We start from the raw sequence: 25,133 nt of genomic DNA, 5'->3' as shown, positions 1-25,133 counted from the left end.
GAGCCAATGATGAATCGTATTGGATTATTTTTCTCGTCCCTGCTGGTGTTGGTAGCGCTTGCAAGTTCAACATTGTTTGTAGTAGACCAACGGCAATTCGGTGTGGTCTACGCCTTGGGTCAAATCAAGGAAGTCATCACCGAGCCAGGCTTGAATTTCAAGCTGCCACCGCCGTTTCAAAATGTGTCCTATATTGACAAACGCCTATTGACGCTCGACAGCACCGATGCAGAACCCATGCTGACTGCGGAAAAGCAGCGGGTCGTTATTGACTGGTACGTGCGCTGGCGCATATCGGAGCCAACAGAATACATCCGCAACGTAGGTCTGAATGAAGGTGCGGGTGCCAGTCAGTTGAACCGGGTAGTGCGCAATGCGTTTCAGCAGGAGATCAACAAGTACACGGTCAAGGAACTCCTTTCATTGAAACGTGAAACTTTGATGTCCGAGGTGAAGACAGAGGTGCTGGATAAGGTTCGTGGAGCCAAGCCTTGGGGTGTTGATGTCGTGGATGTGCGCATCACCCGCGTGGACTATGTGGAGGCCATCACTGAGTCGGTGTATCGCCGTATGGAGGCAGAGCGTAAACGGGTTGCCAACGAATTGCGATCTACGGGTGCGGCTGAGGGCGAAAAAATTCGTGCGGATGCAGACCGGCAACGGGAGGTGACCATTGCGAATGCCTACCGTGATGCCCAGAAAATCAAGGGTGAAGGTGATGCTGAGGCTGCCCGCACGTATGCGGAAGCGTTTGGTCGTGATCCTCAGTTTGCCCAGTTCTACCGTAGTCTGGATGCCTACAAGGCTACCTTCAACAGCAAGAGTGATGTGATGGTCCTTGATCCGTCGTCATCCGAATTCTTCAAGGTTTTTCGGGGCGGTGGCGCTGCAACCCCTGCAGCGAAGAAGTAAGCGTTGGACTTCGATTCCGTGTGGCTGGCGCTGGCCCTGGTGCTGGTGATTGAAGGGTTGTTCCCTTTTGTGTCTCCCTCGGGGTGGCGCAAGATGTTTGCCCAACTGCTGCAACTGACGGATGGGCAGATCCGGTTCTTTGCCATGTTCAGCATATTGATCGGTTTGCTGCTGATTTGGTTGCTTGCACCCTGAAAAGAAGGGTGCAAGCCCGGTAAAATCACGGTTTTAATAGCCTGCCCTTTTCACATGTCAGCTTGGGTCCTTCCGGATTACATTGCCGATGTGCTGCCCTCCGAGGCGCGCCACATCGAAGAAATACGTAGAGACCTGCTGGACATGGCTCGCTGCTATGGCTATGAATTGGTCATGCCGCCATTGCTGGAGCACCTCGAGTCACTGCTGTCGGGCACCGGCGAAGCGCTGGATCTGCAAACCTTCAAACTGGTCGACCAACTTTCCGGTCGCATGATGGGTCTGCGAGCCGACAGTACGCCACAAGTTGCCCGCATTGATGCACATCTGCTGAACCGCGAAGGCGTCACGCGCCTCTGCTACTGCGGTCCCGTGCTGCATACGCGGCCCAGTGGACCCCATGCGACACGCGAACCGCTGCAATTTGGCGCCGAGCTCTATGGGCATACCGGGCTTGAAGCCGATCTGGAGATTCTGACGCTGGCGTTGGACTCCCTGAAAGTTGCACAGGTAGGCTCCATCAAGGTGGATATGGCCGATGCGCGGATTGTTCACGCCTTGCTGAAGGATTTGTCGCTGGACGCGTCCCAACTGGCGCTGATTCACGCTGCGCTGGCTGCCAAGGATGCCAGTGAACTCAAATGGCTAACCCGCGATGCACCGGTCGCGACAGCCCAGGCCTTGCAGGATTTGGTGCAACTGTATGGCGATGTCGATGTCCTCCAGGAAGCCCGACGCGTATTGCCCGCATTGCCCGCTATCGATGACGCTTTGACGCACCTGAAGTGGCTGGCGAGCCATCTTGATGGCGCGGGCGTTTCTTTTGATCTGGCGGATTTGCGCGGTTACGCCTACTACAGCGGTGCCATGTTTTCCATGTATGCGCCAGGGGCCAGCAATGCTCTGGCGCGCGGCGGACGTTACGATGAAGTGGGTCTGGTATTCGGGCGCAAGCGCCCAGCTGTCGGATTTAGCCTGGATATCAAGTCTCTGACCGCGGTTGCGGGCAATCGTCCCCTGCGGGCTGCAATTCGTGCGCCTTGGGGTGAGGGCGCTGATTTGCGTGCCGTGATCGCCTCTTTGCGCCGTCAAGGCGAAACCGTGGTGTGTGTGCTGCCGGGCCATGAGAGTCAAGTTGATGAGTTCCATTGCGACCGCGAGCTGCTTCAGGCGGCGGGGCAGTGGGTTGTTACAGCTATCTGAGAAATTTCCAAATGAATGCAACCAAAGGTCGTAACGTTGTCGTCGTGGGTACCCAGTGGGGTGACGAGGGCAAGGGCAAGCTGGTCGATTGGCTCACCGAAAGCTCCCAAGGCGTGGTGCGCTTTCAAGGCGGTCACAATGCCGGCCACACGCTGGTTATTAATGGTGTCAAAACTGCGTTGCATTTGATCCCAAGCGGCATCATGCGCCCGGGTGTCAAGTGCTATATCGGCAATGGAGTCGTGTTGTCGGCTGCCAAGTTGTTTGAAGAAATTGAAGGTCTGGAAAAGGTCGGCGTGGAAGTACGCTCGCGTTTGCGCATCAGCGAAGCCTGTCCGTTGATCCTGCCTTTTCACGCTGCGCTGGATCAAGCGCGGGAAGCAGCCCGTGAAAAAGGTGGTGATGCAAAAATCGGAACAACGGGTCGCGGCATCGGCCCTGCTTACGAGGACAAAATTGCACGCCGTGCCTTGCGGGTGCAGGACTTGAAGCATCCTGAGCGCTTCGCTGCCAAGCTGCAGATACTGCTTGATCTGCACAACCACGTACTCACCACGTATCTTGGTTCGGCAGACTTTGATTTTGGTGAGGCCCTTGCGCCCTTCATGTCCAATGGCAGTGTGCAGTTTGATGCCGTGTACACACAAGCGATGCAGCATGCAGAGCTGCTCAAGCCCATGATTGCTGACGTGTCCCGTGAACTGAATGAGGCCCATGACAAAGGTGCCAACCTGCTGTTTGAGGGTGCGCAAGGCACATTGCTTGATGTGGACCACGGAACCTACCCGTATGTCACCTCCAGCAATTGCGTGGCAGGCAACGCAGCTGCTGGATCGGGCGTTGGCCCTGGCATGCTGCACTACATTCTGGGCATTACCAAAGCCTACTGCACGCGCGTGGGCGGCGGACCGTTCCCTACTGAACTGGATTGGGCAACACCCGGCACACCCGGTTACCACATGAGTACCGTGGGCGCCGAGAGGGGTACCACCACGGGCCGCTCGCGACGCTGTGGCTGGTTTGACGCGGCCTTGCTCAAGCGTTCCGCTCAGGTCAACGGCCTGTCGGGCCTGTGCATCACCAAGCTGGACGTGCTGGACGGACTTAAGGAATTGTTGCTTTGCACGGGCTACGAAATGGATGGTGAAATTCTTGACATTCTGCCCATGGGCGCGGACGACATTGAGCGTTGCAAGCCTATCTATGAAGTGATGGATGGCTGGAGTGACAGCACCGTGGGTGTCACACAGTATGACCGTCTGCCTGTGGCCGCCCGGTTGTATTTGCAGCGTATCGAGCAGGTTACCGGCGTACCCATTCACATGGTGTCCACCAGTCCGGATCGGGATCACACCATCATGATGCGTCACCCCTACCTGGCCGATTGAGAGTGCAGCGGATAATTTCAAGAGAAATAGGGCTCTAGCCCACGTGGATATTGCGCAAGCAGCTATGAAATCAGGAGCAAAGAGATGTTGACAGAAGACGGCAAGCACCTTTACGTGAGCTATGACGAGTACCACAATCTGATCGAAAAACTGGCGATCAAGATTCACCAGTCGGGTTGGGAATTTGACACCATCCTGTGTCTGGCACGCGGGGGCATGCGCCCTGGCGACATCTTGTCGCGGGTGTTTGGCAAGCCGTTGGCAATCATGTCGACCAGTTCGTACCGATCGGACGCGGGTACCGTGCAGGGCAACTTGGACATTGCCCGTTTCATCACCACCCCCAAGGGCGAGATTGCCGGTAAGGTTCTGTTGGTGGATGACCTTGCTGATTCCGGGCACACCCTGAACGCGGTTATCAACATGCTCAAGAACAACTACGCACCCATCACGGAATTGCGTAGCGCAGTCATCTGGACCAAGGCACTGTCCACGTTCACACCCGATTACGCCGTGGAGTTTTTGCCCACCAACCCCTGGATCCACCAGCCCTTTGAGAGTTACGACTCCATGCGGCCTGAACAGCTCATCAAAAAGTGGAGCGTCTGACGCGTCCGGTTTGCCATGGCGCACCTCACCACCGAACTGATCCACCACGCCTACGTTCCTCCTGAGGGATTCGAGGCGCCCCAGCCGGGCGTCTTCAAGGCCTCAACGGTGTTCTTTCCATCCGTCGCAGCCATGCGCAGCCGCGAATGGAAGGACAAGTCGGCGTACACCTACGGCCTTCATGGAACGCCCACCACTTACGCGCTGGAGGAGCGCCTGTGCACGCTGGAAGGGGGCCAACAATGCCTTCTGGTGCCCAGTGGCCTGGCCGCCCTCGCGCTGGTGGCGCTGTCTGTGCTCAAGTCGGGTGACGAAGTCCTGATGCCTGACAACGCATATGGCCCGAACAAAGCCCTGGCGGAAGGGGAACTCAAGGATTGGGGCATCACCCACCAATACTATGACCCGATGGATGCGCTGGACCTCCAGGCCAAAATGTCCAGCCGTACCCGGTTGGTGTGGGTGGAAGCGGCTGGGTCAGTGACACAGGAGTTTCCCGACCTGCCCGCATTGGTGCGCATCTGCAAGGCCAACAACGTTTTGGTGGCAATAGACAATACGTGGGGCGCCGGGCTGGCCTTCAAGCCTTTTGACCTGCTGCCGGTAACTGATCCGGGCTTGGGAGTAGATATTTCTGCACACGCCCTGACCAAATACCCCAGTGGCGGTGGCGATGTGCTTATGGGCAGCGTCATCACGCGCGATCCGGGTTTGCATTTGCGCCTCAAGCTGACGCATATGCGCTTGGGTTTGGGTGTGGGTGCCAATGATGCAGAGGCGGTGCTCAGGAGCTTGCCCAGCATGGCCTTACGGTACCGGGCACACGATGAGACGGCGCGGGCGCTGGCACTGTGGTGCCAGGCACAGCCGGAGTTCGTACAGGTATTGCATCCCGCCCTGACGGGTTCACCGGGGCATGAGCATTGGAAGGCACTTTGCGTCGGTGCGGCCGGCCTTTTCAGCGTCGTCCTGGATGCGCGCTTCAGTCAGGCGCAGACGGATGCGTTTTGTGATGCGCTTAAGTTATTCCGTTTGGGTTACAGCTGGGCTGGCCCCGTCAGTCTGGTGGTTCCCTATGATCTGGCGACCATGCGTAGCGGTTGGCCCAACCATATTGCGAAGGGCACACTCGTGCGTTTTGCCGTCGGCCTTGAAGCGTTTGAGGATTTGCGTGCCGATTTGGCGCGGGCATTGAAGTTTTTGCGCTGACCCCGTGTTTTCCTGAATAGCCAGCGCAGGAAGTGCGCGCTAGTCTGTTGGCATGAGTCAACCATTTCCCACGCAAGAACCACCGCCCTACGTACCGCCTCCTTCCGACGCACCACCCAAGGAAATACTGCCCCTGCGCCCTGTCCACCTGCTGAACTGGCTTGCCGCCGGCTGGCGCGACATGCGCGCTCAACCGGGTATCAGTGCGTTTTACGGATTTTCCTTCTGGTTTATGGCATTGGTCTTGGGTGCAGTATTCCGGTCCAGGCCGGAATACACCATGTCCATTGCGTCTGGCTGCCTGCTGATCGGCCCGTTTCTCGCGATGGGGCTCTATGAAGTGAGTCGGCGTCGTGAACTGGGTATCACGCCTGAGTTGGGAGCATCGCTGACCTGCTGGGAGTCCCATTTGCGCAGCATGGGCATGCTGGTGCTGGTGCTCATCGTGCTGGAGTTGCTGTGGGGCAGGGCGTCACTGATTGTTTTTGCGGTATTTTTCAATACCGGCATGCCGTCCACCTCCAGCGTGATGCAGGCGGTATTCAATCCCGAGAATTGGGAGTTTGTGGCGGCGTACGCCATCGTAGGTGGCGGGTTTGCCGCTCTGGTATTTTCTATTTCGGTCGTGTCCATTCCCATGATCCTGGATCGGGATACCGATGCCATTTCAGCCGCCATCACCAGCATTGAGGTGGTGTTTCACAACACCTTTGTGATGTTGTTGTGGGGTGCCCTGATTGCGGCACTGGTAGTCGTCGCCTTGCTGCTGCCATGGGGGGCTGGTTTGCTGCTCGTGGGGCCACTGCTGGGCCACGCAAGCTGGCATGCCTACCGCGGCGCGGTGCATTGGCATCCCGACAAGGCAGAAGAGCAGGCCTGAGGTGGTAAAGTGTCAGCAACTACTGAAAGCAAACCTTGGCAACACCCAATTACGGATACGAAAAACGTCAGAAAGAACTGGCGAAAAAACGCAAGAAAGAAGACAAACTCAAAGAAAAAAATGAGCGCAAGACCCATGGTCCTGAAGACGGCGCCCCTGAAGATGGCCAAAATCCGGATTCACTACACCCCCCCGCTCCAGACGCTTCCTGATCGCCCTGCGGCCCGTATCACCCACCCGATGGTTCCGGCGACAGCAACTGCTGCGCCAGTTGGCTCATAGCCTCTGCGGAGCGGTTGGTTGGCGTGATGGGCTGCGCTTGCGGATACTGGCTGAAATTGCGCTTCATTGACTGGATGTATACCGGGTCGTAGTGCTCGGTCAGTAAATCCCGCACCACGGGGTCCACATTGCCCCCCAGGACCTGGGCCTTCCAGGCATCCACAACCGCCTTGCCCCGAAACGTAGCCAAAACATCCAGGCGAGTGCAGAAGTAGGCGCTGTCTTTGACAAAAAAGTCGTAGTCTTCCAGCAGCAAGGCCACCCGTTCCTCAATGGGCAGGGTCAAATCCAGGCACGGACTCGACCGCATCCGGTCAATCAATGCCGTTGGCACTGCCACGTTACCCACTTTCTTGCTTTCGCTTTCGATGAAAACGGGGCGCGACGGGTCGAACTGGCGCAATGCATCCCACACCAACATATCAAAGCGCTTTTGGCTTGGCTGCGGTACGCCGGGAATAGCGCCCAGAACCGAACTGCGGTGGTTGGCCAGCGCCTCCAGGTCCAGCACCTGCGCGCCATGCCCTGCAAGAGCCTGCAGTAGGCGGGTCTTGCCCGAGCCTGTGGTGCCGCAAACGACCTGAAAATCCAGTCGGGCGACCTGCAGCGGAATATCCAGCAACACAGCGGCACGAAAGGCCTTGTAACCGCCCTCGACCAGAGTGACGCGAAAGCCAATCTGGTCCAGGACCAATGACAGTGACCCGCTGCGCTTGCCGCCTCGCCAGCAATAGGCCAGGGGTTTCCAGTCGCGCGGTTTGTCAATGACATCGCGTTCGATGTGCATGGAAATATTGCGCGCAGCAAGGGCCGCCCCGCGCTTTTTGGCTTCAAACTGGTTGACTTGCACATACATGGTGCCAATCAGCTTGCGCTCTTCATCGTTGAGCGTGGGCCAGTTCACTGCCCCTGGAAGGTGGTCTTCAGCGAACTCACCCTCGCTTCGGGCATCGATGATCGTGTCAAAGGTGTTCAGTTGCGCCAGTACGTCGGGCGCGCTCAGAATGGTCAGGCTCATGCAATCAGTTTCTTCACGGTGGGCCACACATTGTTGAGGATCAGGGGGTGCGCCGCTTCATTGGGGTGAATGCGGTCGTTCTGAAAGAGTTGCGCGGCATTGGGGCCATCGGCCACGTCCTTCAGCAGAAACGGCACCAGAGTCGCCTTGCCCGCTTTGGCGACGGTAGCAAAGGTGGCTGCAAATTTTTGAGCATAGTCTTGCCCGTAATTGGGCGGCACCTGCATGCCTATCAGCATGACTTTGGCCCCTGCGGCCTGCGCCATTCGGGCCATGGCCTGCAGGTTTTCCTGCGTCATCTGCAAAGGCAGTCCGCGCAGGGCATCGTTGCCGCCCAGTTCGATGATGACGACGGTGGGTTTATGCTGGGTCAGCAGTGCCGGGAGACGGGAGCGCCCGCCTGACGTCGTATCGCCACTGATGCTGGCATTGACGACATGGGCCGTGATTTTTTCCTGGGCCAGTCGCTGCTCCATCAAGGCGACCCATCCGGTACCGCGTTTGAGGCCATACTCGGCGCTGAGAGAGTCTCCCACGACCAGCAGTGTGGGAGTGTGCGGTTTGGGTGTGGCGGACTGGGCGGTTGAAAGCCCTGCCGAAGCAGCCCAAACGCCAAGCGCGATAAAGTGTCGTCGATTCAAAGAAGGCCCCATGACTGATTCCATTATTTCCGTTGAGCACGTGTGCAAGTCGGTTACCGACTCCACCGGCACATTGCAGATTCTGCTCGACATCGATTTTGCGCTAAAAGCGAAAGAGACGGCTGCCATCGTCGGCGCCTCAGGGTCTGGCAAGAGCACATTGCTGTCCATCATTGCCGGACTCGACACGCCCACTTCCGGCACGGTGCGGCTGGCAGGGGTCGATTTGTTCGCAATGGACGAGGACGACCGGGCTGCACTGCGGGCCAGCAAGGTGGGCTTTGTGTTTCAGAGCTTTCAGCTGCTGGGCAATTTGACTGCGCTGGAAAACGTGATGCTGCCGCTGGAGCTGGATGGCCGCAAAGACGCCCGCAAAGCCGCCACGGAGATGCTGGCGCGGGTGGGGCTGTCCCAGCGCTTGATGGCCTATCCCAAGGTACTCAGTGGAGGTGAGCAGCAGCGCGTGGCCCTGGCCCGTGCCTTTGTGGTGCACCCCGCCGTCTTGCTGGCGGACGAGCCCACGGGCAGCCTGGACTTTGCCACGGGTGAAAAAATAATGGAGTTGATGTTCGAGCTGAACCGCGAGCAGGGCACGACGCTGGTGCTGGTCACCCACGACCGCGCCATCGCGGCCCGATGCGACCGGCGCATTACCATTGAAGCCGGGAAACTGGTGGATTCTTTGGCCGAGGTTTAAAGCGATATGGGCCTGTAGCCCCCGAGGAATATGCGCAGGCAGCTCCTTTTTTGATAGCGGATGCTAACCCGCGATAATCACGGCATGTCTTCACCCAAAGTTTTATTCGGCTTCCATGCCCTGGCCGTGCGTCTCAAAACCGCGCCTCAATCCATTATCGAAATCTACTACGAGCCCAGCCGGCGCGACGCGCGCATGCGGCAGTTCCTGGACAAGGCCAATGAGTCGGGTGTTCGGCTGATCGAAAGCGATGGCGAGCGGCTTTCCAAAATGTGTGGCGGCCACGGGCACCAGGGCGTGGCAGCGCGCGTCCATGCGCTGGAGCAGATTCATTCGCTGGACGAACTGCTGGAAAACCTGGAGGCCGCCAATCTGGCTTTGCCGGTTGCCGAGCGTGTACAGCCCCTGATTCTGGTACTGGATGGGGTGACCGATCCGCACAACCTGGGTGCGTGCCTGCGCGTGGCCGATGGCGCTGGGGCGCATGCCGTGATTGCCCCCAAAGACCATGCGGCGGGTATCAACGCCACTGTGGCCAAAGTAGCCAGCGGTGCGGCCGAGACCGTGCCGTACTTCATGGTGACCAACCTGGCGCGTACCTTGAATGAACTCAAAGAGCGCAACATCTGGATCATTGGCACCAGCGACGCGGCACCGGGCACTTTGTACCAGGCCGACCTGAAAGGGCCGGTTGCGCTGGTGCTGGGCGCAGAGGGTGACGGCATGCGCCAGCTGACCGCAAAAACCTGTGACCAATTGGTGAGCATTCCGATGCATGGCGCAGTTGAGAGTCTGAATGTGTCGGTGGCGAGCGGCATTTGCCTCTATGAGGCACTGCGCCAGCGTCTCTGACAGTCGTCAACCCGAAATCAATCCGCAACTTGCCGCGATGGCCAAGGCCAACTGGACACTCGGCATCGTCACCCTGGCCCTGTTCGTGGGCCTGGGCGTCTACCTGGCGCCTCTGAATCCCAACATCGTGACGCTGCAGTTCACGTTCAGCCCGGTCGCCTTCCAGGCTGTTTTGGACGCGTGGGGTCCCGAGGGCGTGGCGCACTACCGGGCGCATCTGCCGGTCGATGGCGTTTTGCTGCTGTGCTATGGCGCTCTGGGCTATGGGTTGTCCACCACGACGGCTTTGTTCGCGCCGTTTTCACCTGATGCAAGAAGATTCCTGGCCCTAGTCCTTCCTTTGGCGGCGTGCTGCGATTCCCTTGAAAACCTTCTGCATTGGACCCTGACTGTGGCCAATGGTCCAGGTCCGGCGGCGCTTTACGCGGTTGCAGGAATCAGTTCAACGTTGAAATGGCTGGGCATCGTCCTGTTTTTGCTATGCGCGATGTTTGCCTTGATGCGCAGGACGCGGTAGATGAACAGCCATTCAAATCCAGCCAAGGCCACCCAAGAGCGCTCCGGCACCCAGTAACCACAGCATGTGAATGCGCGTGCGCCACACCAGCACGGCGGTGATGGCGGTCAGCAGCCAGACGCGCCAGTGCGCCAAGGGGCTGCCCTGGCTGGCGGCCAGAATCCAGCCAGTGGCAATGAGCAGGGCAATGACAATGGGCGCCATGCCCTGTTTGAAAGCGCGCACCGCGCGCAGTTCCCGGTTTCTGTGTCCCCAGCGCGCAGCCACAAAGGTGAGGGTGGTGCTGGGCAACATGATGCCAACCATGGTGACCAGCACCCCGGTAGCGGCCATACCCCAGGCGCGCGGGCCAGCGGCCATGCCGCCACCGGCGTTCATGCCCACGTTCCACCCCAGCAGTGCGACAAACAGCACGTTGGGGCCAGGCGCTGCCTGCGCCAGCGCAACAGATGCGGTGAACTGGCTGTCGGTCAGCCACGATTTTTCATTCACCAGGTAGCTGTGCATTTCAGGTGCCGTGGTGATAGCGCCGCCAATGGCCAGCAGTGAGAGCGACATAAAGTGTACGAACAGCGCCAGCCAGTCGGCACTGGTAAACCCGGCCATCATTCGCTGCCTCCGGCCGTTTGCTGAGCCAGGGCAATACTCCCCAGTTGCTTGTACGCCCAGACGCAGGCCAGGCCACCCACACCCAGCAGCACTGCGGCCAGGGGCACCCTGAATAGCCCGATGGCCACGAAACTGACGATTCCCAGTGCGTAGCAAACCGACAATCCCATGACATTTCGCTGCAGGCCTGCCATCAGCTTGAGGCCCGTAGCGGCAATCAAGCCAGCCGCTACGGCACCCATCCCGCGCAGGGCGCCCTGGGCCACCGGTGTGTCGGCGATTCCGCCAAATAGCACGGCCAGTGCCAGCACAATCAACAGGGGAAACGTCAACATGCCCGCCAGCGCCGTCAGCGCGCCGCGCAGACCGAAGTAGCGGTCACCAATCATCAGCGAGAGATTGACGACGTTGGGGCCCGGCAAAATCTGGGCGACGGCCCAGTCCTCCAGAAACTCCTCCCGGGTGAGCCATTGCTTCTTTTCCACCAACTCACGCTGCACCACGGCCAGCACGCCCCCAAAACCCTGCAGCGCCAAAATGGAAAACGAGAGGAAAAGGTCGGTCTTGGATTGGGGGCGCTGGGATGACATGGACTGAAAATGAGGGGTTATTTGTGCCGCTAGCCCCCGTGGAATATGCGCAGGCAGCTACTGTTTTGATAGTGTTTTAACCGACGGCTGTTTCCTGGGCGCCCGTTTGGCGGCCCCCTTTGGGGTGGCCGTCTTTGGCGTCGTTGATTTTATTACCCTGGACGCCGGCTTGCGCGTTTCCTTCGGCGAAGGGTGTGCCCCAATGCCCAGTGCTGCCTCCAGTTCCAGGATCGCGTTGTGCGTGTAGTCCAGCATGCGCTGCAACGCCGGCACCGATCGGCGGCAGGCAATGTAGCCAAAGCCCAGCCGGTCACCATAGCCACTGATGGTGATGTTCAGCGCCAGATAGTGGGTGGGGATGGATACCGGATAAACCTCATCCAGCCGTGCGCCATTGAGGTAGAGGGTCTCCCGGGGCCCCGGTACGTTGGAGATCACCAGGTTGAACACCGGGTGCTGTTCTGCCATGCCCGTGACCATGCCAGGAGCGAGTGGGGAAATCGTGGTGACGCCATGGGCCCATTTTTGCAGGCGAGGCATGGCCGCCAGACGGTCTTTGGCATGTTTGGTGGACTCGACGATGCGCTGGAGGCGCTTAAGCGGGTCCGCAATGTTGGTGGCCAGACTCGCCAATAGCAGCGATACCTGGTTGCCTCCGGCGTCCGTCTCGGCATGAAGCGAAACCGGCACCATCGCCACCAGCGGTTTCCTGGGTAATTTGTTCTGCGACAGCAGATATTCGCGCAGTGCGCCAGCACAGATGGCGAGCGTGACGTCGTTCACCGTGGCCCCGGTGGCCTCACCAATGTGTTTGAACCGCGCCAGTGAATAGGACTGCGACGCAAATCGCCGTGAGCCTGAAATCTCCACATTGAAGGGGGAGGGCGGTGCCTGAAAGGGCAGGGCTGCCGTGGTCTCGGAAACCGCCGCGCGCACGATGTCCCATAGGCCAATGCCAACACCCGGAAGGATTTCCTTGCCGGCTTTCAGCACGCTGCCCAGTTGCTCCAGTAGCCCGGGCGACGCCACTTTGGGGCGGGACGTCGGGTGTTGCTTGTAGGGTAGCGCCCACAAGGGCGGTTTGTGGTCCGAATCATTCAGACACAGGCCATTGGCCGCCATTTTTCCGCCGGTAACGCCATCCACCAGCGCGTGGTGGATCTTGTTGTAAACGGCAAACCGGCCTCCGGGCAGGCCTTCGATGACATAGGTTTCCCACAGCGGGCGGTTGCGGTCCAGCAGGTTGCCATGCAACCGGGACACCATGGCCAATAGCTCCCGAATGCGTCCGGGTTGCGGCAACGAAAGGTGGCGCAAGTGGTAGTCCAGCTCGAAGTCTTTGTCCTCCTCCCAAAACCACAGACCCAAGCGCAAAACCGGGCGCAAATTGAAAGGGGCGACGGCCTTGTGATGCCTGCCCCAATCGGCCAGCAGTTTGCTGACGAAATCATGGCTTGATCCCGGCGGCGGTGTGTAAATGCTCAGCCCCGCCACATGCATGGGCTGGTTGCGGGTTTCCATCCACAGGAATGCGGAGTCGGTGGGGCTCAGTGCTTGCATGGTGTTGTCCTCCTCTTGTTTTTTTGCTGGTCAGGTCGTCCCGAGCCCAGTCTATTCAGTTTACGGGCCCGGAGCCAGTAGCACGGTGCGAAAACCCAGATGGCTCGCGCCCAGATCGTCGTCCTGGGGTTGGCGTGCCCCGGAACGGTAGCGCATGCAGTAGTTCGGCGCACACAAGAACGAGCCTCCCTTGATGACGCGTTGCCCGTTGGAACGGGGCCGCAGGTCTGGTGGCACCTGGTCAGGCGTTGTCGCTTCGCCATCCGCATGCGTGGACGTGTAGGCATCGCGGGTCAGCTCCCAGGCATTGCCCATCATGTCAAACAGTCCCCAGGTGTTTGGTGGGTAGCACCCTGCGGGGGCAAGGCCCACAAATCCGTCTTCAGCCGAGTTCGCCACCGGGAACAAGCCCTGCCACGTGTTGGCGTCTTTGGGCTGGTCATGGTCGGCCGCTGCACCGGTGTTGCCCGCACGTGCCGCCCACTCCCACTGCGCTTCGCTGGGCAGTTGATGCCCTTTCCATTTTGCGTAGGCGGAGGCATCTTCAAAAGTGACCGTGACCACGGGGAATGCACCACGGCCGTCAATGCGGGTGTCGGGGCCACCGGGATGGCGCCAGTTGGCACCCGGGATGTAGCGCCACCATTGGGTCACGCTGCCAGTGCCCTTCACATCATTGGGCATGACGAAGACGACGGCACCGGGCAGGCGCATCTCGGCCGACAGCCCGGGGTGCAGCCGGGTGTCCACTGCGCGCTCAGCGACAGTGACGTACGCCGTCGCCTTCACAAACTCTGCAAACTCAGCATTGGTGACTTCCGTGCGATCCATCCAGAACCCGGCTACCCGGGTGGGATGAACCGGCTGTTCTTCAGGGTAGGCCGTGTCGCCAAATGCGAAGCTTCCGCCCGGCACCCACGCCATGCCCGGGTGGGGTGCTGTGGCGTCTTGCGCAGGCAACGCACATTGCAAACGCTCGGCCTTCGTGTGGCGGGATGTTTGCGCACCCAAGCCCATCCACGCAGCAACGGCCAGAAGGGCCAGCAAGGCTGCAAAGAGGGCCAACCGGCGAATATTCATGTTGAACAGTGCACGCTTTAGTTGACCCAGTAGGTGTATTCGTCTTTCGGCGTCATTGGTTGGTTCAGCGTCTTGTCGATTGCCACGGGTATTTCAAGAAACGACGGCCACAGTGGTGCAGGCATGCCGGCGTTGTGGGTGGTCAACAGCGCCTGGAGTTGCGCCAGCTTCTGCGGCTGCTGGTCTGCCAGATTGATCTTCTCGGTGGGATCAGTGTTCAGATTGAACAGCCAGTTCTTTTTGGGTCGTTCCGCTGAAATGAGCTTCCAGCCCTGATCTTGAACGGTGCGGTAGGGGCCATCACGCCAGAACAGCGGTCGTGGCGGTTGTGTCGCGGGCTTGGCACTCAGGTACGGCAACAGGTTCACGCCATCCATCACGCGATCGGTGGGCACTGTTCCACCCGCCGCAGAGACTACCGTGGGCAGAACATCGATGTTCGATACGGGGGGCTGGTAACGTGTTCCGGCTGGAATATGGCCCGGCCACTTGGCCACATAGGGCACATGCAGGCCTCCCTCAAACAGGGTGAGCTTCCAGCCGCGGTAAGGCTGGTTCACCTCCGGCAGCCCAATGTAGCCTGGTGCGCCGTTGTCGCTGGTGAAAATCACGATGGTGTTGTCGTCCAGGCCCTCGTCCCGCAGGGTCTGCAGCACGCGGCCCACGCTGCGGTCAATAGCGCGCACCATGGCCAGATACACGCGCCTGCGGTGGTCGGGAATGTTGCTTAGGGCGTCATAGTCGGCCTTGCTCGCCTGCAGCGGGGTATGCACGCCCCAGTGCGCCAGGTACAGGAAGAAAGGCTGATTCTTGTTGCGTTTGATGGCGGTTACCGCTTCATCGGTGAAGTAGTCGGTCAGGTACCTGGCCGGTTTGAACCACTTGCCATTGTTGAAGCTGACGCCAAAGCGCATGTTGGGCCAGAGGAACTTGTCAATCGGGTCAAAGTCCTGCTTGGAGTTCACCACATTGGGATCGTTTTCCGGCAAATACAAGCCGCTCTCCATGAACAGGCTTTCATCAAAGCCCTGGTTGTTGGGGCGCATCTCGGGCGTGCTGCCCAGATGCCATTTGCCGATGTGCAGGGTGTGGTAACCGCGTGCCTTCAGGAGTTCGGCCACGGTTTGTTCTGAGGGGGGCATGCCCAGGTCGTTGAAACTTTTGGCCTGGCCGGCCTTTTTCCTGTCGATGACAATCGGATACAGGCCGTCGGCATCTTCATACAACTTGCCCGCAACCCGCGCCATGGCGCCCGGCGTAGGCGTGAATTCCACGCCGAATCGCCACGGGTAGCGCCCGGTCATCAAAGCCGCACGCGAGACGGTGCACACGGCGCTACCGGCATAGCCATTGTCGAAACGCACGCCGTCGCGTGCAATGGAGTCGATGTTGGGGGTGGCAACGCCCAGAGCCGCCTGGCCGCCGCCATAGGTGGTCACATCGTTGAAGCCGAGGTCATCTGCCAGAATGACAATGATGTTGGGCGGCCTTTGCGCCAGGGGTTTGCCCGTTTGGGTGGGGCCCGCGACCCAGGGCACCGGATGGTTGGCGTCACGCGGGTGAAGGATGTCAGTCTGCCAGCCCAGCGAATACTGCAGCAGCTTCAGGCGGTTGGCATATGCGCCCGCCACGACAAGTGCCAGAACAGCCAATGCGATGGCTGCCTTCTTTTTTGTGTTCATTCTTTTGATGCCCTGCGATCAGGATTGGGGTCGACCACCCGCAGCGAGCAGCATTTTCTGCGCCGTCTCCACACCCGCGTTCTGGTTTTGCCCGGTTACCAGGCGCCCATCCACTACCGTGTGATTGGCAAACACATCCAGCAGTGCGCTGCTGCTCTCAAACAAGGCGCCCGCGGCACGCAGTTCCCGTTCAGGATGTTGCGGGGTGAGGGTGATGCCCAGTTGCTGAACCTGCCGGTTCGTCACAGCCGTCAGATGCCTGCCTTTGACAAGGGATACACCGCGGGCATCCGTTGCCAGCAGCAGGCCCAGGGGCCCGTGGCACACGCCACCGACCACCCGCTGGGCGGCCCACGCTTGCGATATTTTTTGACCCAGCGAGACCGAGGTGCCCAGGTCGTACGCGGCGCCCCAGCCACCCGCCAGAAAAATGATGTCGTACTGGGTGAAGTCCAGATCATCGATCCTTCGCGAGGATTTGACTTTGCCCTGAAATTCGGGATCTTTCAAATAGCGCTTGTCGGATGGGGCGGCCAGTAGCCAGAGAAAGGAGCCTGGCTCAATCGGTATTTCGCCGCCTTGAACGCTTGCGACATCCACCTGCATCCCGGCGTCCTGGAACGCATAGTAGGGTGCTGTCATTTCTGACCCGAAAACTCCGGTCGCTCTGCCACCTTCTCCCAATGTTTTGTGGCTCGTGGTGATGATCAGGGCACGTTTTCCCGGCAACGCATAGGTCTGTCCAGAGTAGCGTGGATGCAGCCCCAGCGCGGAGAGCACCAGTGGCAACCCGAGCCAGATGAAAAGCGCGCAGAGAACGATAAAAATGAGGATGTTACGCATGGATGCCCCGCGCTCATGCGGGCTGCCCCACTACCGTGAAGCGCTGGGTGTTGTCACGCAGCCATTGCTCGGACAGGGACGTATCCTGCTGGCTGGGGTGAAAACCGGGCTCCATGTAGGCACGCCACATCGCCGAGTTGCCCCGGATCATGCCGTCTTTGGCAAACAGCAGTTTGCCAGCGCTGCGCCAGGTGCTCCACTTGAACAGGCTGCCGTCGTGCCACAGGTTGCGGATGGTCTGGCGTGTGATGTCCATGGCAAAGGTGAGGGTGATATAGCGCAGCAGGCGCACCCGCCATTCAAGGCTCCCTTGTAGCGCGGTGTAGATGTCAAACGCGGTGCTGCAGTGCTCTGCCTCTTCTGCTGCATGCCACATCCACAAGGTCTGCAGGCGGGACTCGGCACCTTCCAGGGCTTCGGGGTGGCGAAACATCCAGTCGGCAAACATGGCGGTCAAATGTTCGGTGGCTGCAGTAGCTGCCACGTGCACGCGCACATCCCGGTGTGCGTTGTCCCGCAGGCGCTTGGTGGCACGGCGCTCCAGTTCGTTATCGAGCCCCAGTTTTTCCAGCTGAGCATTGAACAGCGCGTGGATGCGCCGATGGGTTGCTTCTTGCCCAACAAAGCCTTGCACTTCAGGCGCAAGCCGTTGGCGGTCGGTCTCTGGCAGATTTTTCAGCCCGGCCCGAACGGAGTCCATGAAATACTGCTCGCCGACCGGAAAGCTCATGGACAGGGCGCTGAAAAATGCCGAGCGAAACGCGTCGCCACCATTCCACCGGGCGGGGAAGGGCGCAGCGAGGTCAATTAATAGTTTGCGGACAACAAGATCGGTCATGTTTGTGTGCTCAGGTGATCGGTAACGCCATATAGAAGGCGCTCCAGGCCTTTTGGCTTGAAGGGCTGCCAGTGATGTTCGGTCTGGGCGAGGCGTTTTGCCAAAAGATACAAAGCCCCCGGGCTGCACCCCATGCCGCAATGGGTGTTGCCGCGCAGGTGGATATTTTCGCCGTCAGGTTGTCCTTCTTCAATCGAGCACTGCCATGCAACCACACCGTCAACCTTGCTGTAGATGGAGGTGGTGGGTACCGGCGGTTTGATGCGGATTTCAACGTGCTTTTTAAAATCCATGTCATCGAATCGGTCACCCGAGAGCCATTCGTAGAAGCGAGCGCCAGTCGAGGCGAGTGGGTGGCCGGTAAAGGGCGACCCCAAGGTAATGACCTGCCGCACTTTGTCAGGGGACAACTTGGCGAGCTCGCGTGCAAAGACACCCCCCAGACTTTGCCCAATCACGCTGACTTTTTGTCCGTGCTGGGCGTAAATGAACTGCAGGTGCTTGTCCATGGCGCCGGGGAGGGCATCGTTGATGCCTTTGTTGCGACCCATGCCCCACGGGTAGGTAACGTAGCCCAGATCGTCAAGAAAACGTCGCAGCAGGGCGGTCGAGACATCGGACGCACCCAGACCCGGAAGCACCAGAACCGGGTGCCCATCCCCTTTGGGTGCCATACGCCGCAGGATTCCGAACAGGGAAGCGCCGCTCACGTATTCCCAGAATACACGCGCTTCCGATACCAGCAGCCACACAGGTGGGGCTGGAATGTCTGGAAACTGGGTCAATGACGCCTTGAGACGTTTTAATCGCGACATGGTTGTTGGGCTTTGATAAACACAAGGGGTTCAAAGGTATAGTTTATGAACGTATTTCATTAAAATGTTTCAGATTTTTGCGGGCGGAAACCATGGCGAAGAAAATAGTAAAAACTTCAATTAAATCAATAGTAAGAGCCCCAAAACAGGATCGTGCAAGGATCACGGTTGAGGCTATACTTGAGAGTGCCTTTCAGATTCTTGAAACAGATGGTCTGGCAGGATTCAAGGTTGCCACGGTGGCAGAGCGGTCGGGTTATGGCGTGGGTACTTTGTACCAGTACTTTGAAAATATCGACGCCGTCATGCTGGCACTGGTTGATCTGGAAAGTGAGCGCCAGAGGCAGACGCTGCTGGCCGCGTTCAGCGACCAGGCTGCACGTGGTGTGGCACTGGGAACACGAGACCTGGTTAACCTGATGCTGTTCGCATTTACCCAGCGCCGCGCGGCCCATAAAGCCATCATTGAGTGGGCATTGTCCCGCCGCGAAGTGCGCTCCATTGAAGGCCGCAATACATTTCTGGGGCAAATGCTGGCAAGCGTTTCGGTGCGATCGCAAGGGTTGCAGTTTGATCGGCTTCTGAATCCAACCGAAATGTTTGTGCTCTCCCGGAGCTTTCTCGGCACGCTGCGCACGGCTATCTGGAATGATGAGGCCGACACTAGCGCGCCCCAATTTGCGCAGGCACTGACGGATCTGGTGGACGGCTATGTCCATCAGCTGGTAAAGCGCGAGGCAGCGGGCATCCACGCGTGATCTGCGGCTCATCCCGGCGGTAGGTCATCCAACTGTTGCACTACCCACTGGATGACCGGCACATTGATGCACATCTGGACATGACCAATTCCATCGAATGCGGTTGGGGTAATGCCCTGCAATACCTGTGCTCGCTGGGGATAGACGATGTTGTCTTGCGGCGTAATGGCGATGCGCTTGAGCGCGCGAACAGCGTCTGATTCCGATGCGGCCAGATCGGCGAGCCATTGGCTTTTCCAGCCCATCTGGGTTCCATTGGCCGTCTTGAAAAACGGCCCCACGCGGGTACCCGCATGCGGCGTCCCCAAGGTGAGGATGCGCGCAACTCGATCCGACCCAAACGAGCGCATCCAGGCACGAATTGCCAATCCACCCATGCTGTGCCCGACCAATGCCACACGGGATGCGCCGGTTTGCCTGCAAATTTCTTCTACCGCGTTTTCCACAATAGGCGTGTAGTTGTCGATGGATGCAAACAGTGGCTCCAGATCGACGGCAAAAACCGGATGGCCGTTGGAGCGAAGCGCGTTCGCCATATCGTCCCAAATGCGGTGATTGCACATGAAGCCGTGCACCAGCACAACCGGGATTTTCGGCACGCTCCCAGTAGCCGGTTGCCAAGTGGGCGGTGCAATCGCCCAAGGCTGGCGAAACAAAAAGACCTGGATGCCCGCGTTGAACTCACCAAACAAAGACCGCCACCAGACTCTGATGCCTTCGTTCCCCCTGGATTGAACCGCAGTCACGATGTCAATCAGGATCATGCCGACGAATGGCATGGCAGCAGCCCATGCGAGCACACCCCAGACCGGGCCATGCCCCAATTTGAATAACAGGAAACCCAGTCCTGCACCGATCAGCATTTGCGTGGCTATCACGCGACGAAGAAGTTGTGCCAGCATCGTGTTACCTAAACTTTGTTGCAAACCAGTGTACGTCGGGCGGGTTCCAGAACGGATTTTTCAGCCTCGTAGTTCCCTGTCAAAACGCGCATCAACAGAAAACCTTTGGTCGATGGAGAAACCACCACCTGCACCCCTTCTGGCACCACCCGGCCATCGGGATTTCCACGTTCGGACACCAGCCACAAGTCCACAGGCTTGCCGGCAGCCTTGCGGTCATTCAGGACAAAAAAATTGTCGCTATTGGCTGAGTAGAGTGCAACGGACCAGTAAGTTTGCAGGCCCGGATTGGCCTTGATCTGGACAGGGCCTGCAGATACGTCATAGACGCAAACCGAGTAGAGCATGTCCGGGCTGGGCATGACGACGGAGCGTGAAGCTGCGTTGACGGGAGAAGGAAATGCCGCCTGGTTCTGCATGTTCAGCGCATGGGCCATGGGCCCATCCATCAATACCCGCATGATCAGACGGGGTGCCGCCCAGACAGTGACGAGGTGAACAATGGCGGCTGTCGCAGTCAGCGTCAACACGCGGTAGAACCAGAGGCGCTTGCGGGTTGACATCTGCTTCATTAGCAGGTTCCTGTGGAGGTGATGGTGGGAGGCGCCATGGTGGTGGGCGCTGCCTGCAACTCCTTTTCGGGGTTATACAGGCGCAAAGTCAGGAAAAGGCCACGGTCCCCCGGTGTTGGAAGCCAGTGGGTGCCCGGCTGCTCCTTGCCTCCCGTTGTGAAGGAAAACCGGCCATTTTTGTCAAGCTTCGCCGTACTGCCATTCAAACTGTAGTGCCCTCCGGGCGCATCAAATAAGAACTTGTCATCGGCGTATGCGGTGATGCTCCACCAGCGCGCTTTGGGAGGTATACCTTCCACGCGGTAGGTACAGCTTGAGCGGAGCGATTTGCCGGTGTCGTCGTGGGTCGCCACAAAGTACATGGTCTCATCCCGATCCAGAGCCAAAAGTGCATTGAGAGCGACGCTGGCGCGGGTGTACATGTCCGCGTCCGGGCTGCCTGCGCGCAAATTGGCTTTCCATGCGCCTGTCTGCACCGTGGCGTTCATCCAGGGTGCTTTTGTCAACACCCACCAAGCGGAACCGAGCCCCACTGCCACGGCACTCAGGTACAGGGCAATGCCTATGGCGATGCGCCTGGAACGACTTTGGTAGAGGGGCTTGTTCATCTTTATTTATTTCAGCTTATGCCGCAGGTCTGCGCCTGCGCATCAACCAGCCTGCACAGGCAATCAGTGAAAGCCCTACCAGGACGGCAGGGGCATAGGACTTGAACCGCGGCACATAGACGTTCACCAGGGCATTGATCTGCACCTGCCGGATGGGGTCGTAGTCCGCTGGCATGTCCAGAACCTGGTTGGCTTTGGCATAGGCGTCATAGTCCGCGCGCATGGCGTCAAAACGCGCAGGCATGGCTGCTTGCAGGTCCTTTGTCTCGCCGGGGTCGCTCTGGATGTTGTAGAGGTGCCATTGGCCGTCTCCCACCCCCTGGAGTACCCGCACCAGTTTGTAGTCACCCTTGAACAGGGCAGAGCTACCCGAGAGTTCGTACCCGATGGGCTGTTCGTCCGGGTGCACCTGTTGCGCTTTTCCTTGCAGTAGCGGTAACAGGTTGCTGCCCGTCAAGGGCTCCACGGGATGGCCCTGGTAGGTTCCGGTGTGGGGTGCCACACCGGCCACCGCGAGAAGGGTTGGCACGATGTCATTGACATGGGTGAAAGCCCTGCTGATCTGATTTTGCTGCATGCCTTTACCCGAGATAACCAGTGGCACCCGAAGGCCGCCTTCACCTCCATAGAACTTGTAGGTGTTCAGCGGAGACGCTGCGGCGCTGCCCCAACTGGGGCCCAGCACGGCATAAGCACCTTTCGATCCCAGGCGGTCAAGATCCCGGTTGTACTTCCAGTCCAGCCAAAGCCGACCAGACAGCGTTGCATAGGGGTCGGACGCCTCCGCCCCGTTGTCAGACATAAACACGAATACGGTGTTGTCATATTGCCCAGTCGACTTCAGGTGACTGACCAGGCGGCCGACCTCATGGTCCATCGCATCGGCCATGCCGGCATAGACTTCCATGCGCCGGGATTGGTAGGCTTTCTCGTCCGGAGTCAAGGCATCCCAATCCGTTGTGGTGGACATGGTTACCATGGGCGCGCCTGGGGGTATCAAACCCAGCGCAATCGCTCGCTCTCGTCGGCTGTTTCTCAGCGCCGTCCAGCCGTTTTTGTAGACGCCCCGGTATTTATCTACAAACGATTTTGGCGCCTGCAGGGGAATGTGGTTGGCCTGAAAAGCCACATACGAGAAAAAGGGTTTGTCGTCGCCCTGGTTGGACTGGATGTACTGAATGGCCTTGTCCACGTAGTAGGTGGACGAATAGAAGTCTTTGGGGATGGTCGCAGTTTTGTCCTGTTCAAACCAATAGACCTTGTCCTTGATGTCGAGGTAAACACGGTCTTCCCAATTGTCCGAGCCGCTATCGGCCTGAATGAACGAGCGCTCAAAGCCCCGCGCGCCAGGCAGGTTGTGCGCTTCTTTGCCCAGATGCCATTTGCCTGAGATGTAGGTGTGGTATCCACTGTCCCTGAGCATGCTGGCGACGGTGACCACATTGGTATCAAGCACCCCCAGATAACCGGGCTTCCCGATGTGCGACTGGGGAATGCTCTCGGGCATGTCGCCCACGCCATTGCGGTGGTTGTCCACACCCGTCATCAGCATGGAGCGGGTCGGTGAACACGATGCTGCGACATGGAAGTTGGAGAATCGCACGCCTTTTGCGGCCAGTGCATCAATGTTGGGGGTTGAAATTTCGCTGCCATAGGCACCCACATCGCTAAAGCCCCAGTCGTCTGCCAGCAGCAGAACGATATTGGGGCGTCTGGTTTCTGCGACCACGTGGCCCGATGCAACGACCAGAAAAGGGATTGCTACAGTGAACAGCAGCCCTTTGGCAAAGGGTCTTGAAACCAGTGCGTTGCGAGTCGTCATACCGTCAGGCTTTGCGGGCAAGCTGGCTGGCTTTGGCCAGCGGCAGCCAGTGCAACAGGCCAAACAAGAGAGCCAGAAGCAGACTGGTCAGCAAGGAGCCCTTGTAGGTCTTGATGTGTTTGAACGCAAAGATGGCCTCCAGCACATGAACTGCCAGAAAGGCCACTGCCACCTTCTGAAAAATCGGTCCACTGCCCCACGGCAGGACCATCAGCAAACTGACAAGGGCGAGCAGGTAAATAGCAATGCAGTTGGCTTTGAGAAAAGTGTTCATGGTGAGAGGGGTTGAAAGGGAGTGGAGGAAATGAAGTCTGCAATTTGTTGCGCCAACTCGGGGCCTTTGTCCTCTTGCAGGAAATGGCCTGCACCGCGCGTCACCGCGTGGGGCTGTTTGGCCGCACCCGGCACGCACTTCTGGAATATTTTTTCACCGCCACGGGTAATGGGGTCGCGGCTGCTGAACAAGGTCAAAAAGGGTTTGTTCCACTGCTTGAGCACTTCCCACGCCTGCTCATTGCGTTCGCGCTCAGGGTCTGTGGGTGTTGTGGGTACAAAGGTGGGAAATATCCGCGCCCCCATTTCGTATTGCTTCGAAGGGTAGGGCGCGTCATAGGCTGCGATTTCTTGCGGGGTGAGCTTGTTTACACAGCCAGAATTGACGATGCGGCCAATCGGAAACCAGGGGCTGAACCGGGCGAACGCGCGCCACACTTTGAACGCCTTGGGCGTCTGTCCCTGGGTGCCGGTTGGCAAGCCACCGTTGGCCAGCACCACGCGGGCAAACCGATGCGGGCTGTGGGTCACCATGCGCAATCCGATCAAAGAGCCCCAGTCCTGGCAGAACAGGGTGGCGTTCTGCAGGTCAATGCTCTCCATCCAGGCGGTCATCCACTGCACATGGTTCAAGTACGAGTAATCCGAGGGGCGCGCGGGTTTGTCCGATCGGCCAAAACCCACCAGGTCTGGCGCGATGACCCGGTGGCCTGCAGCCAGTAAAGCCGGGATCATCTTGCGATACAAAAAGGACCAGGTTGGCTCGCCGTGCATCAGCAGCACGGGGGCTGCATTGCGCGGGCCTTCGTCGATGTACGCGATGCGCAGGCCATCCAGCTCCAGGTAGTGGGGCTGGTACGGAAAATCCGGCAGATGGGCAAAGCGCGCCTCCGGGGTGCGCAGCACGCGGTCTTTCTGGATGGCGGGTAGAACGGTTGTTGGTGTCATTTGGCTCTTTTACTCATGCTTCTGCTGATATCCGTCAACCATCTGGACGACCGGGTGGGCACCAGTCGGAACATCCAGTCCAGCACCCGGGCATCTGCTCCGATCAGCAAGCGGGTCTTTCCGGTCTCGATGGCCTGGATGATGGCTTCAGCCGCCTGTGCCGGTGTGGTGCGGGCGACTTGCTCGAAGTGGCTGCGAAACGCCTGATCCGATGAAGCCACCATGCGTGAGTCGGTAATGCGCGCCTTGTTGGCGATATTCGTCTTGATGCCGCCCGGGTGCACGGTCAGAACGGTGATGGGGGTGCCGCGCAGCTCTTCGCGCAGCGCGTCGCTAAAACCGCGCACCGCGGCCTTGGACGCGTTGTAAATACTTTGGGTCGGCATGGACACCATGGCAAAGATGCTGGATACGTTCACCAGTACGGCTTCGGGTCGCTCGCGCAACTGAGGCAAAAAGGCCTGGCAGCCGTGCACCACGCCCCAGAAGTTGATGTTCATCAGCCAGTGCGCGTCCTTTGTCGGCATGCCCTCGACGGGAGACACCAGGGCAACGCCAGCGTTGTTGATCAGCACGTCGGCACTCCCCAATCTGGTACGGGCCTCCTCGGCTAGTGCATAAATGGCCGACTCACTGCCGGTGTCGGTGACCAGGCCATGGCACTCCACGCCCATGCTCTGGATGGTACCTACCACCCGCTTCAGGCCGACCGCGTCAATGTCTGCCAGCAGCAGCCGGGCACCGCGTTGCGCCATACCCGTTGCCAGTGCTTCGCCGATGCCAGAAGCCGCGCCAGTGATCACGACAGATTTGCCTTTGAGTGAGCGCAT

29 protein-coding genes are annotated in these 25,133 nt (G+C 59.0%); 12 read left to right on the top strand and 17 right to left on the bottom strand.

Going from position 1 to position 25,133, the window contains the following annotated elements; all coding sequences use genetic code 11:
* Positions 1-9: 9 nt before the first annotated feature.
* From hflC to AC097W_RS16990, 8 genes are all read left to right on the top strand, one after another.
* A complete protein-coding gene (gene hflC, locus AC097W_RS17025; protein WP_479603815.1) occupies positions 10-912 on the top strand; it encodes a protease modulator HflC in 903 nt (300 codons plus the stop codon).
* 3 nt (positions 913-915) lie between these two features.
* Positions 916-1,107: a DUF2065 domain-containing protein gene (locus tag AC097W_RS17020; RefSeq protein WP_479603814.1), complete on the top strand. Its 192-nt coding sequence runs from the start codon at positions 916-918 to the stop codon at positions 1,105-1,107.
* A 54-nt stretch (positions 1,108-1,161) separates the two neighbouring features.
* Positions 1,162-2,310, top strand: coding sequence for an ATP phosphoribosyltransferase regulatory subunit (locus tag AC097W_RS17015; protein WP_479603813.1), 1,149 nt, complete (start codon positions 1,162-1,164; stop codon positions 2,308-2,310).
* Positions 2,311-2,321: 11 nt separating this feature from the next.
* Positions 2,322-3,698 (top strand): adenylosuccinate synthase, encoded by a 1,377-nt coding sequence (locus AC097W_RS17010; RefSeq protein WP_479603812.1) that lies wholly within the window; start codon positions 2,322-2,324, stop codon positions 3,696-3,698.
* Between the two features lie 84 nt (positions 3,699-3,782).
* Positions 3,783-4,307, top strand: coding sequence for a phosphoribosyltransferase (locus tag AC097W_RS17005; protein ID WP_479603811.1), 525 nt, complete (start codon positions 3,783-3,785; stop codon positions 4,305-4,307).
* Positions 4,308-4,322: 15 nt separating this feature from the next.
* Complete coding sequence (locus AC097W_RS17000) at positions 4,323-5,516, top strand: aminotransferase class I/II-fold pyridoxal phosphate-dependent enzyme (RefSeq protein WP_479603810.1); 1,194 nt, start codon at positions 4,323-4,325, stop codon at positions 5,514-5,516.
* Positions 5,517-5,568: 52 nt separating this feature from the next.
* Positions 5,569-6,396, top strand: a complete 828-nt coding sequence (locus AC097W_RS16995) for a DUF2189 domain-containing protein (protein ID WP_479603809.1) — start codon at positions 5,569-5,571, stop codon at positions 6,394-6,396.
* Positions 6,397-6,431: 35 nt separating this feature from the next.
* Positions 6,432-6,608 carry a hypothetical protein gene (locus AC097W_RS16990; protein ID WP_479603808.1) on the top strand — a complete coding sequence of 59 codons (177 nt, stop codon included), beginning with the start codon at positions 6,432-6,434 and terminating at the stop codon, positions 6,606-6,608.
* A 17-nt stretch (positions 6,609-6,625) separates the two neighbouring features.
* Here AC097W_RS16990 and mnmH read toward each other — a convergent pair whose 3' ends face one another.
* Positions 6,626-7,696 (bottom strand): tRNA 2-selenouridine(34) synthase MnmH, encoded by a 1,071-nt coding sequence (mnmH, locus tag AC097W_RS16985; protein WP_479603807.1) that lies wholly within the window; start codon positions 7,694-7,696, stop codon positions 6,626-6,628.
* On the bottom strand, positions 7,693-8,349 hold the full coding sequence (locus tag AC097W_RS16980; protein ID WP_479603806.1) for an arylesterase: 657 nt from the start codon (positions 8,347-8,349) through the stop codon (positions 7,693-7,695). The genes mnmH and AC097W_RS16980 overlap by 4 nt, the downstream gene beginning before the upstream one ends.
* Between AC097W_RS16980 and AC097W_RS16975 the strand changes: the two genes are divergently transcribed.
* The 3 genes from AC097W_RS16975 to AC097W_RS16965 all read left to right on the top strand — a co-directional run bounded on the left by AC097W_RS16975 (position 8,348) and on the right by AC097W_RS16965 (position 10,403).
* The gene (locus tag AC097W_RS16975) at positions 8,348-9,034 is read left to right on the top strand and encodes an ABC transporter ATP-binding protein (RefSeq protein ID WP_479603805.1); all 687 of its coding nucleotides are present in this window, start codon (positions 8,348-8,350) and stop codon (positions 9,032-9,034) included. The genes AC097W_RS16980 and AC097W_RS16975 overlap by 2 nt on opposite strands.
* Before the next feature lie 84 nt (positions 9,035-9,118).
* Positions 9,119-9,886, top strand: coding sequence for a 23S rRNA (guanosine(2251)-2'-O)-methyltransferase RlmB (gene rlmB, locus AC097W_RS16970; protein WP_479603804.1), 768 nt, complete (start codon positions 9,119-9,121; stop codon positions 9,884-9,886).
* Positions 9,861-10,403: a hypothetical protein gene (locus AC097W_RS16965; protein WP_479603803.1), complete on the top strand. Its 543-nt coding sequence runs from the start codon at positions 9,861-9,863 to the stop codon at positions 10,401-10,403. The genes rlmB and AC097W_RS16965 overlap by 26 nt, the downstream gene beginning before the upstream one ends.
* A gap of 12 nt (positions 10,404-10,415) precedes the next feature.
* On the opposite strand, the gene AC097W_RS16960 is transcribed toward AC097W_RS16965, so the two are convergent.
* From AC097W_RS16960 to AC097W_RS16925, 8 genes are read right to left on the bottom strand one after another with little or no spacing between them, the layout of a single operon-like run.
* Positions 10,416-11,009 carry a chromate transporter gene (locus tag AC097W_RS16960; protein ID WP_479603869.1) on the bottom strand — a complete coding sequence of 198 codons (594 nt, stop codon included), beginning with the start codon at positions 11,007-11,009 and terminating at the stop codon, positions 10,416-10,418.
* Positions 11,009-11,602 carry a chromate transporter gene (locus AC097W_RS16955; RefSeq protein WP_479603802.1) on the bottom strand — a complete coding sequence of 198 codons (594 nt, stop codon included), beginning with the start codon at positions 11,600-11,602 and terminating at the stop codon, positions 11,009-11,011. Before AC097W_RS16955 ends, AC097W_RS16960 begins: the two co-directional genes overlap by 1 nt.
* Positions 11,603-11,659: 57 nt before the next feature.
* On the bottom strand, positions 11,660-13,162 hold the full coding sequence (locus AC097W_RS16950; RefSeq protein WP_479603801.1) for a WS/DGAT/MGAT family O-acyltransferase: 1,503 nt from the start codon (positions 13,160-13,162) through the stop codon (positions 11,660-11,662).
* A gap of 60 nt (positions 13,163-13,222) precedes the next feature.
* On the bottom strand, positions 13,223-14,242 hold the full coding sequence (locus AC097W_RS16945) for a formylglycine-generating enzyme family protein (protein ID WP_479603800.1): 1,020 nt from the start codon (positions 14,240-14,242) through the stop codon (positions 13,223-13,225).
* Positions 14,243-14,259: 17 nt separating this feature from the next.
* Positions 14,260-15,924: a sulfatase-like hydrolase/transferase gene (locus AC097W_RS16940; RefSeq protein ID WP_479603799.1), complete on the bottom strand. Its 1,665-nt coding sequence runs from the start codon at positions 15,922-15,924 to the stop codon at positions 14,260-14,262.
* An 18-nt stretch (positions 15,925-15,942) separates the two neighbouring features.
* Positions 15,943-16,767 (bottom strand): type 1 glutamine amidotransferase domain-containing protein, encoded by an 825-nt coding sequence (locus AC097W_RS16935; RefSeq protein WP_479603798.1) that lies wholly within the window; start codon positions 16,765-16,767, stop codon positions 15,943-15,945.
* Positions 16,768-16,780: 13 nt separating this feature from the next.
* Positions 16,781-17,605 (bottom strand): metal-dependent hydrolase, encoded by an 825-nt coding sequence (locus AC097W_RS16930; protein WP_479603797.1) that lies wholly within the window; start codon positions 17,603-17,605, stop codon positions 16,781-16,783.
* On the bottom strand, positions 17,602-18,420 hold the full coding sequence (locus tag AC097W_RS16925) for an esterase/lipase family protein (RefSeq protein WP_479603796.1): 819 nt from the start codon (positions 18,418-18,420) through the stop codon (positions 17,602-17,604). The genes AC097W_RS16930 and AC097W_RS16925 overlap by 4 nt, the downstream gene beginning before the upstream one ends.
* Positions 18,421-18,512: 92 nt before the next feature.
* On the opposite strand from AC097W_RS16925, the gene AC097W_RS16920 reads away from it, so the two are divergent.
* The gene (locus AC097W_RS16920) at positions 18,513-19,178 is read left to right on the top strand and encodes a TetR/AcrR family transcriptional regulator (protein WP_479603868.1); all 666 of its coding nucleotides are present in this window, start codon (positions 18,513-18,515) and stop codon (positions 19,176-19,178) included.
* A gap of 8 nt (positions 19,179-19,186) precedes the next feature.
* Here AC097W_RS16920 and AC097W_RS16915 read toward each other — a convergent pair whose 3' ends face one another.
* Genes AC097W_RS16915 through AC097W_RS16885 form a run of 7 tightly spaced genes read right to left on the bottom strand, consistent with a single transcriptional unit; the run spans position 19,187 to position 25,133 of the window.
* Positions 19,187-20,080, bottom strand: coding sequence for an esterase/lipase family protein (locus AC097W_RS16915; protein WP_479603795.1), 894 nt, complete (start codon positions 20,078-20,080; stop codon positions 19,187-19,189).
* 8 nt (positions 20,081-20,088) lie between these two features.
* Positions 20,089-20,652, bottom strand: coding sequence for a DUF1254 domain-containing protein (locus AC097W_RS16910; RefSeq protein WP_479603794.1), 564 nt, complete (start codon positions 20,650-20,652; stop codon positions 20,089-20,091).
* On the bottom strand, positions 20,652-21,260 hold the full coding sequence (locus AC097W_RS16905) for a DUF1214 domain-containing protein (RefSeq protein WP_479603793.1): 609 nt from the start codon (positions 21,258-21,260) through the stop codon (positions 20,652-20,654). Before AC097W_RS16905 ends, AC097W_RS16910 begins: the two co-directional genes overlap by 1 nt.
* Positions 21,261-21,276: 16 nt before the next feature.
* Positions 21,277-23,082: an arylsulfatase gene (locus AC097W_RS16900; RefSeq protein ID WP_479603792.1), complete on the bottom strand. Its 1,806-nt coding sequence runs from the start codon at positions 23,080-23,082 to the stop codon at positions 21,277-21,279.
* 4 nt (positions 23,083-23,086) lie between these two features.
* On the bottom strand, positions 23,087-23,356 hold the full coding sequence (locus tag AC097W_RS16895) for a hypothetical protein (protein ID WP_479603791.1): 270 nt from the start codon (positions 23,354-23,356) through the stop codon (positions 23,087-23,089).
* A complete protein-coding gene (locus AC097W_RS16890; RefSeq protein ID WP_479603790.1) occupies positions 23,353-24,303 on the bottom strand; it encodes a haloalkane dehalogenase in 951 nt (316 codons plus the stop codon). The genes AC097W_RS16895 and AC097W_RS16890 overlap by 4 nt, the downstream gene beginning before the upstream one ends.
* On the bottom strand, positions 24,300-25,133 hold the full coding sequence (locus AC097W_RS16885) for an SDR family NAD(P)-dependent oxidoreductase (protein WP_479603789.1): 834 nt from the start codon (positions 25,131-25,133) through the stop codon (positions 24,300-24,302). Before AC097W_RS16885 ends, AC097W_RS16890 begins: the two co-directional genes overlap by 4 nt.

The sequence above is a fragment of the Rhodoferax sp. GT1R46 genome, assembly GCF_056521285.1.
Note: the sequence above shows the minus strand (reverse complement) of the source record. Positions and strands in the feature narration are given on the sequence as shown.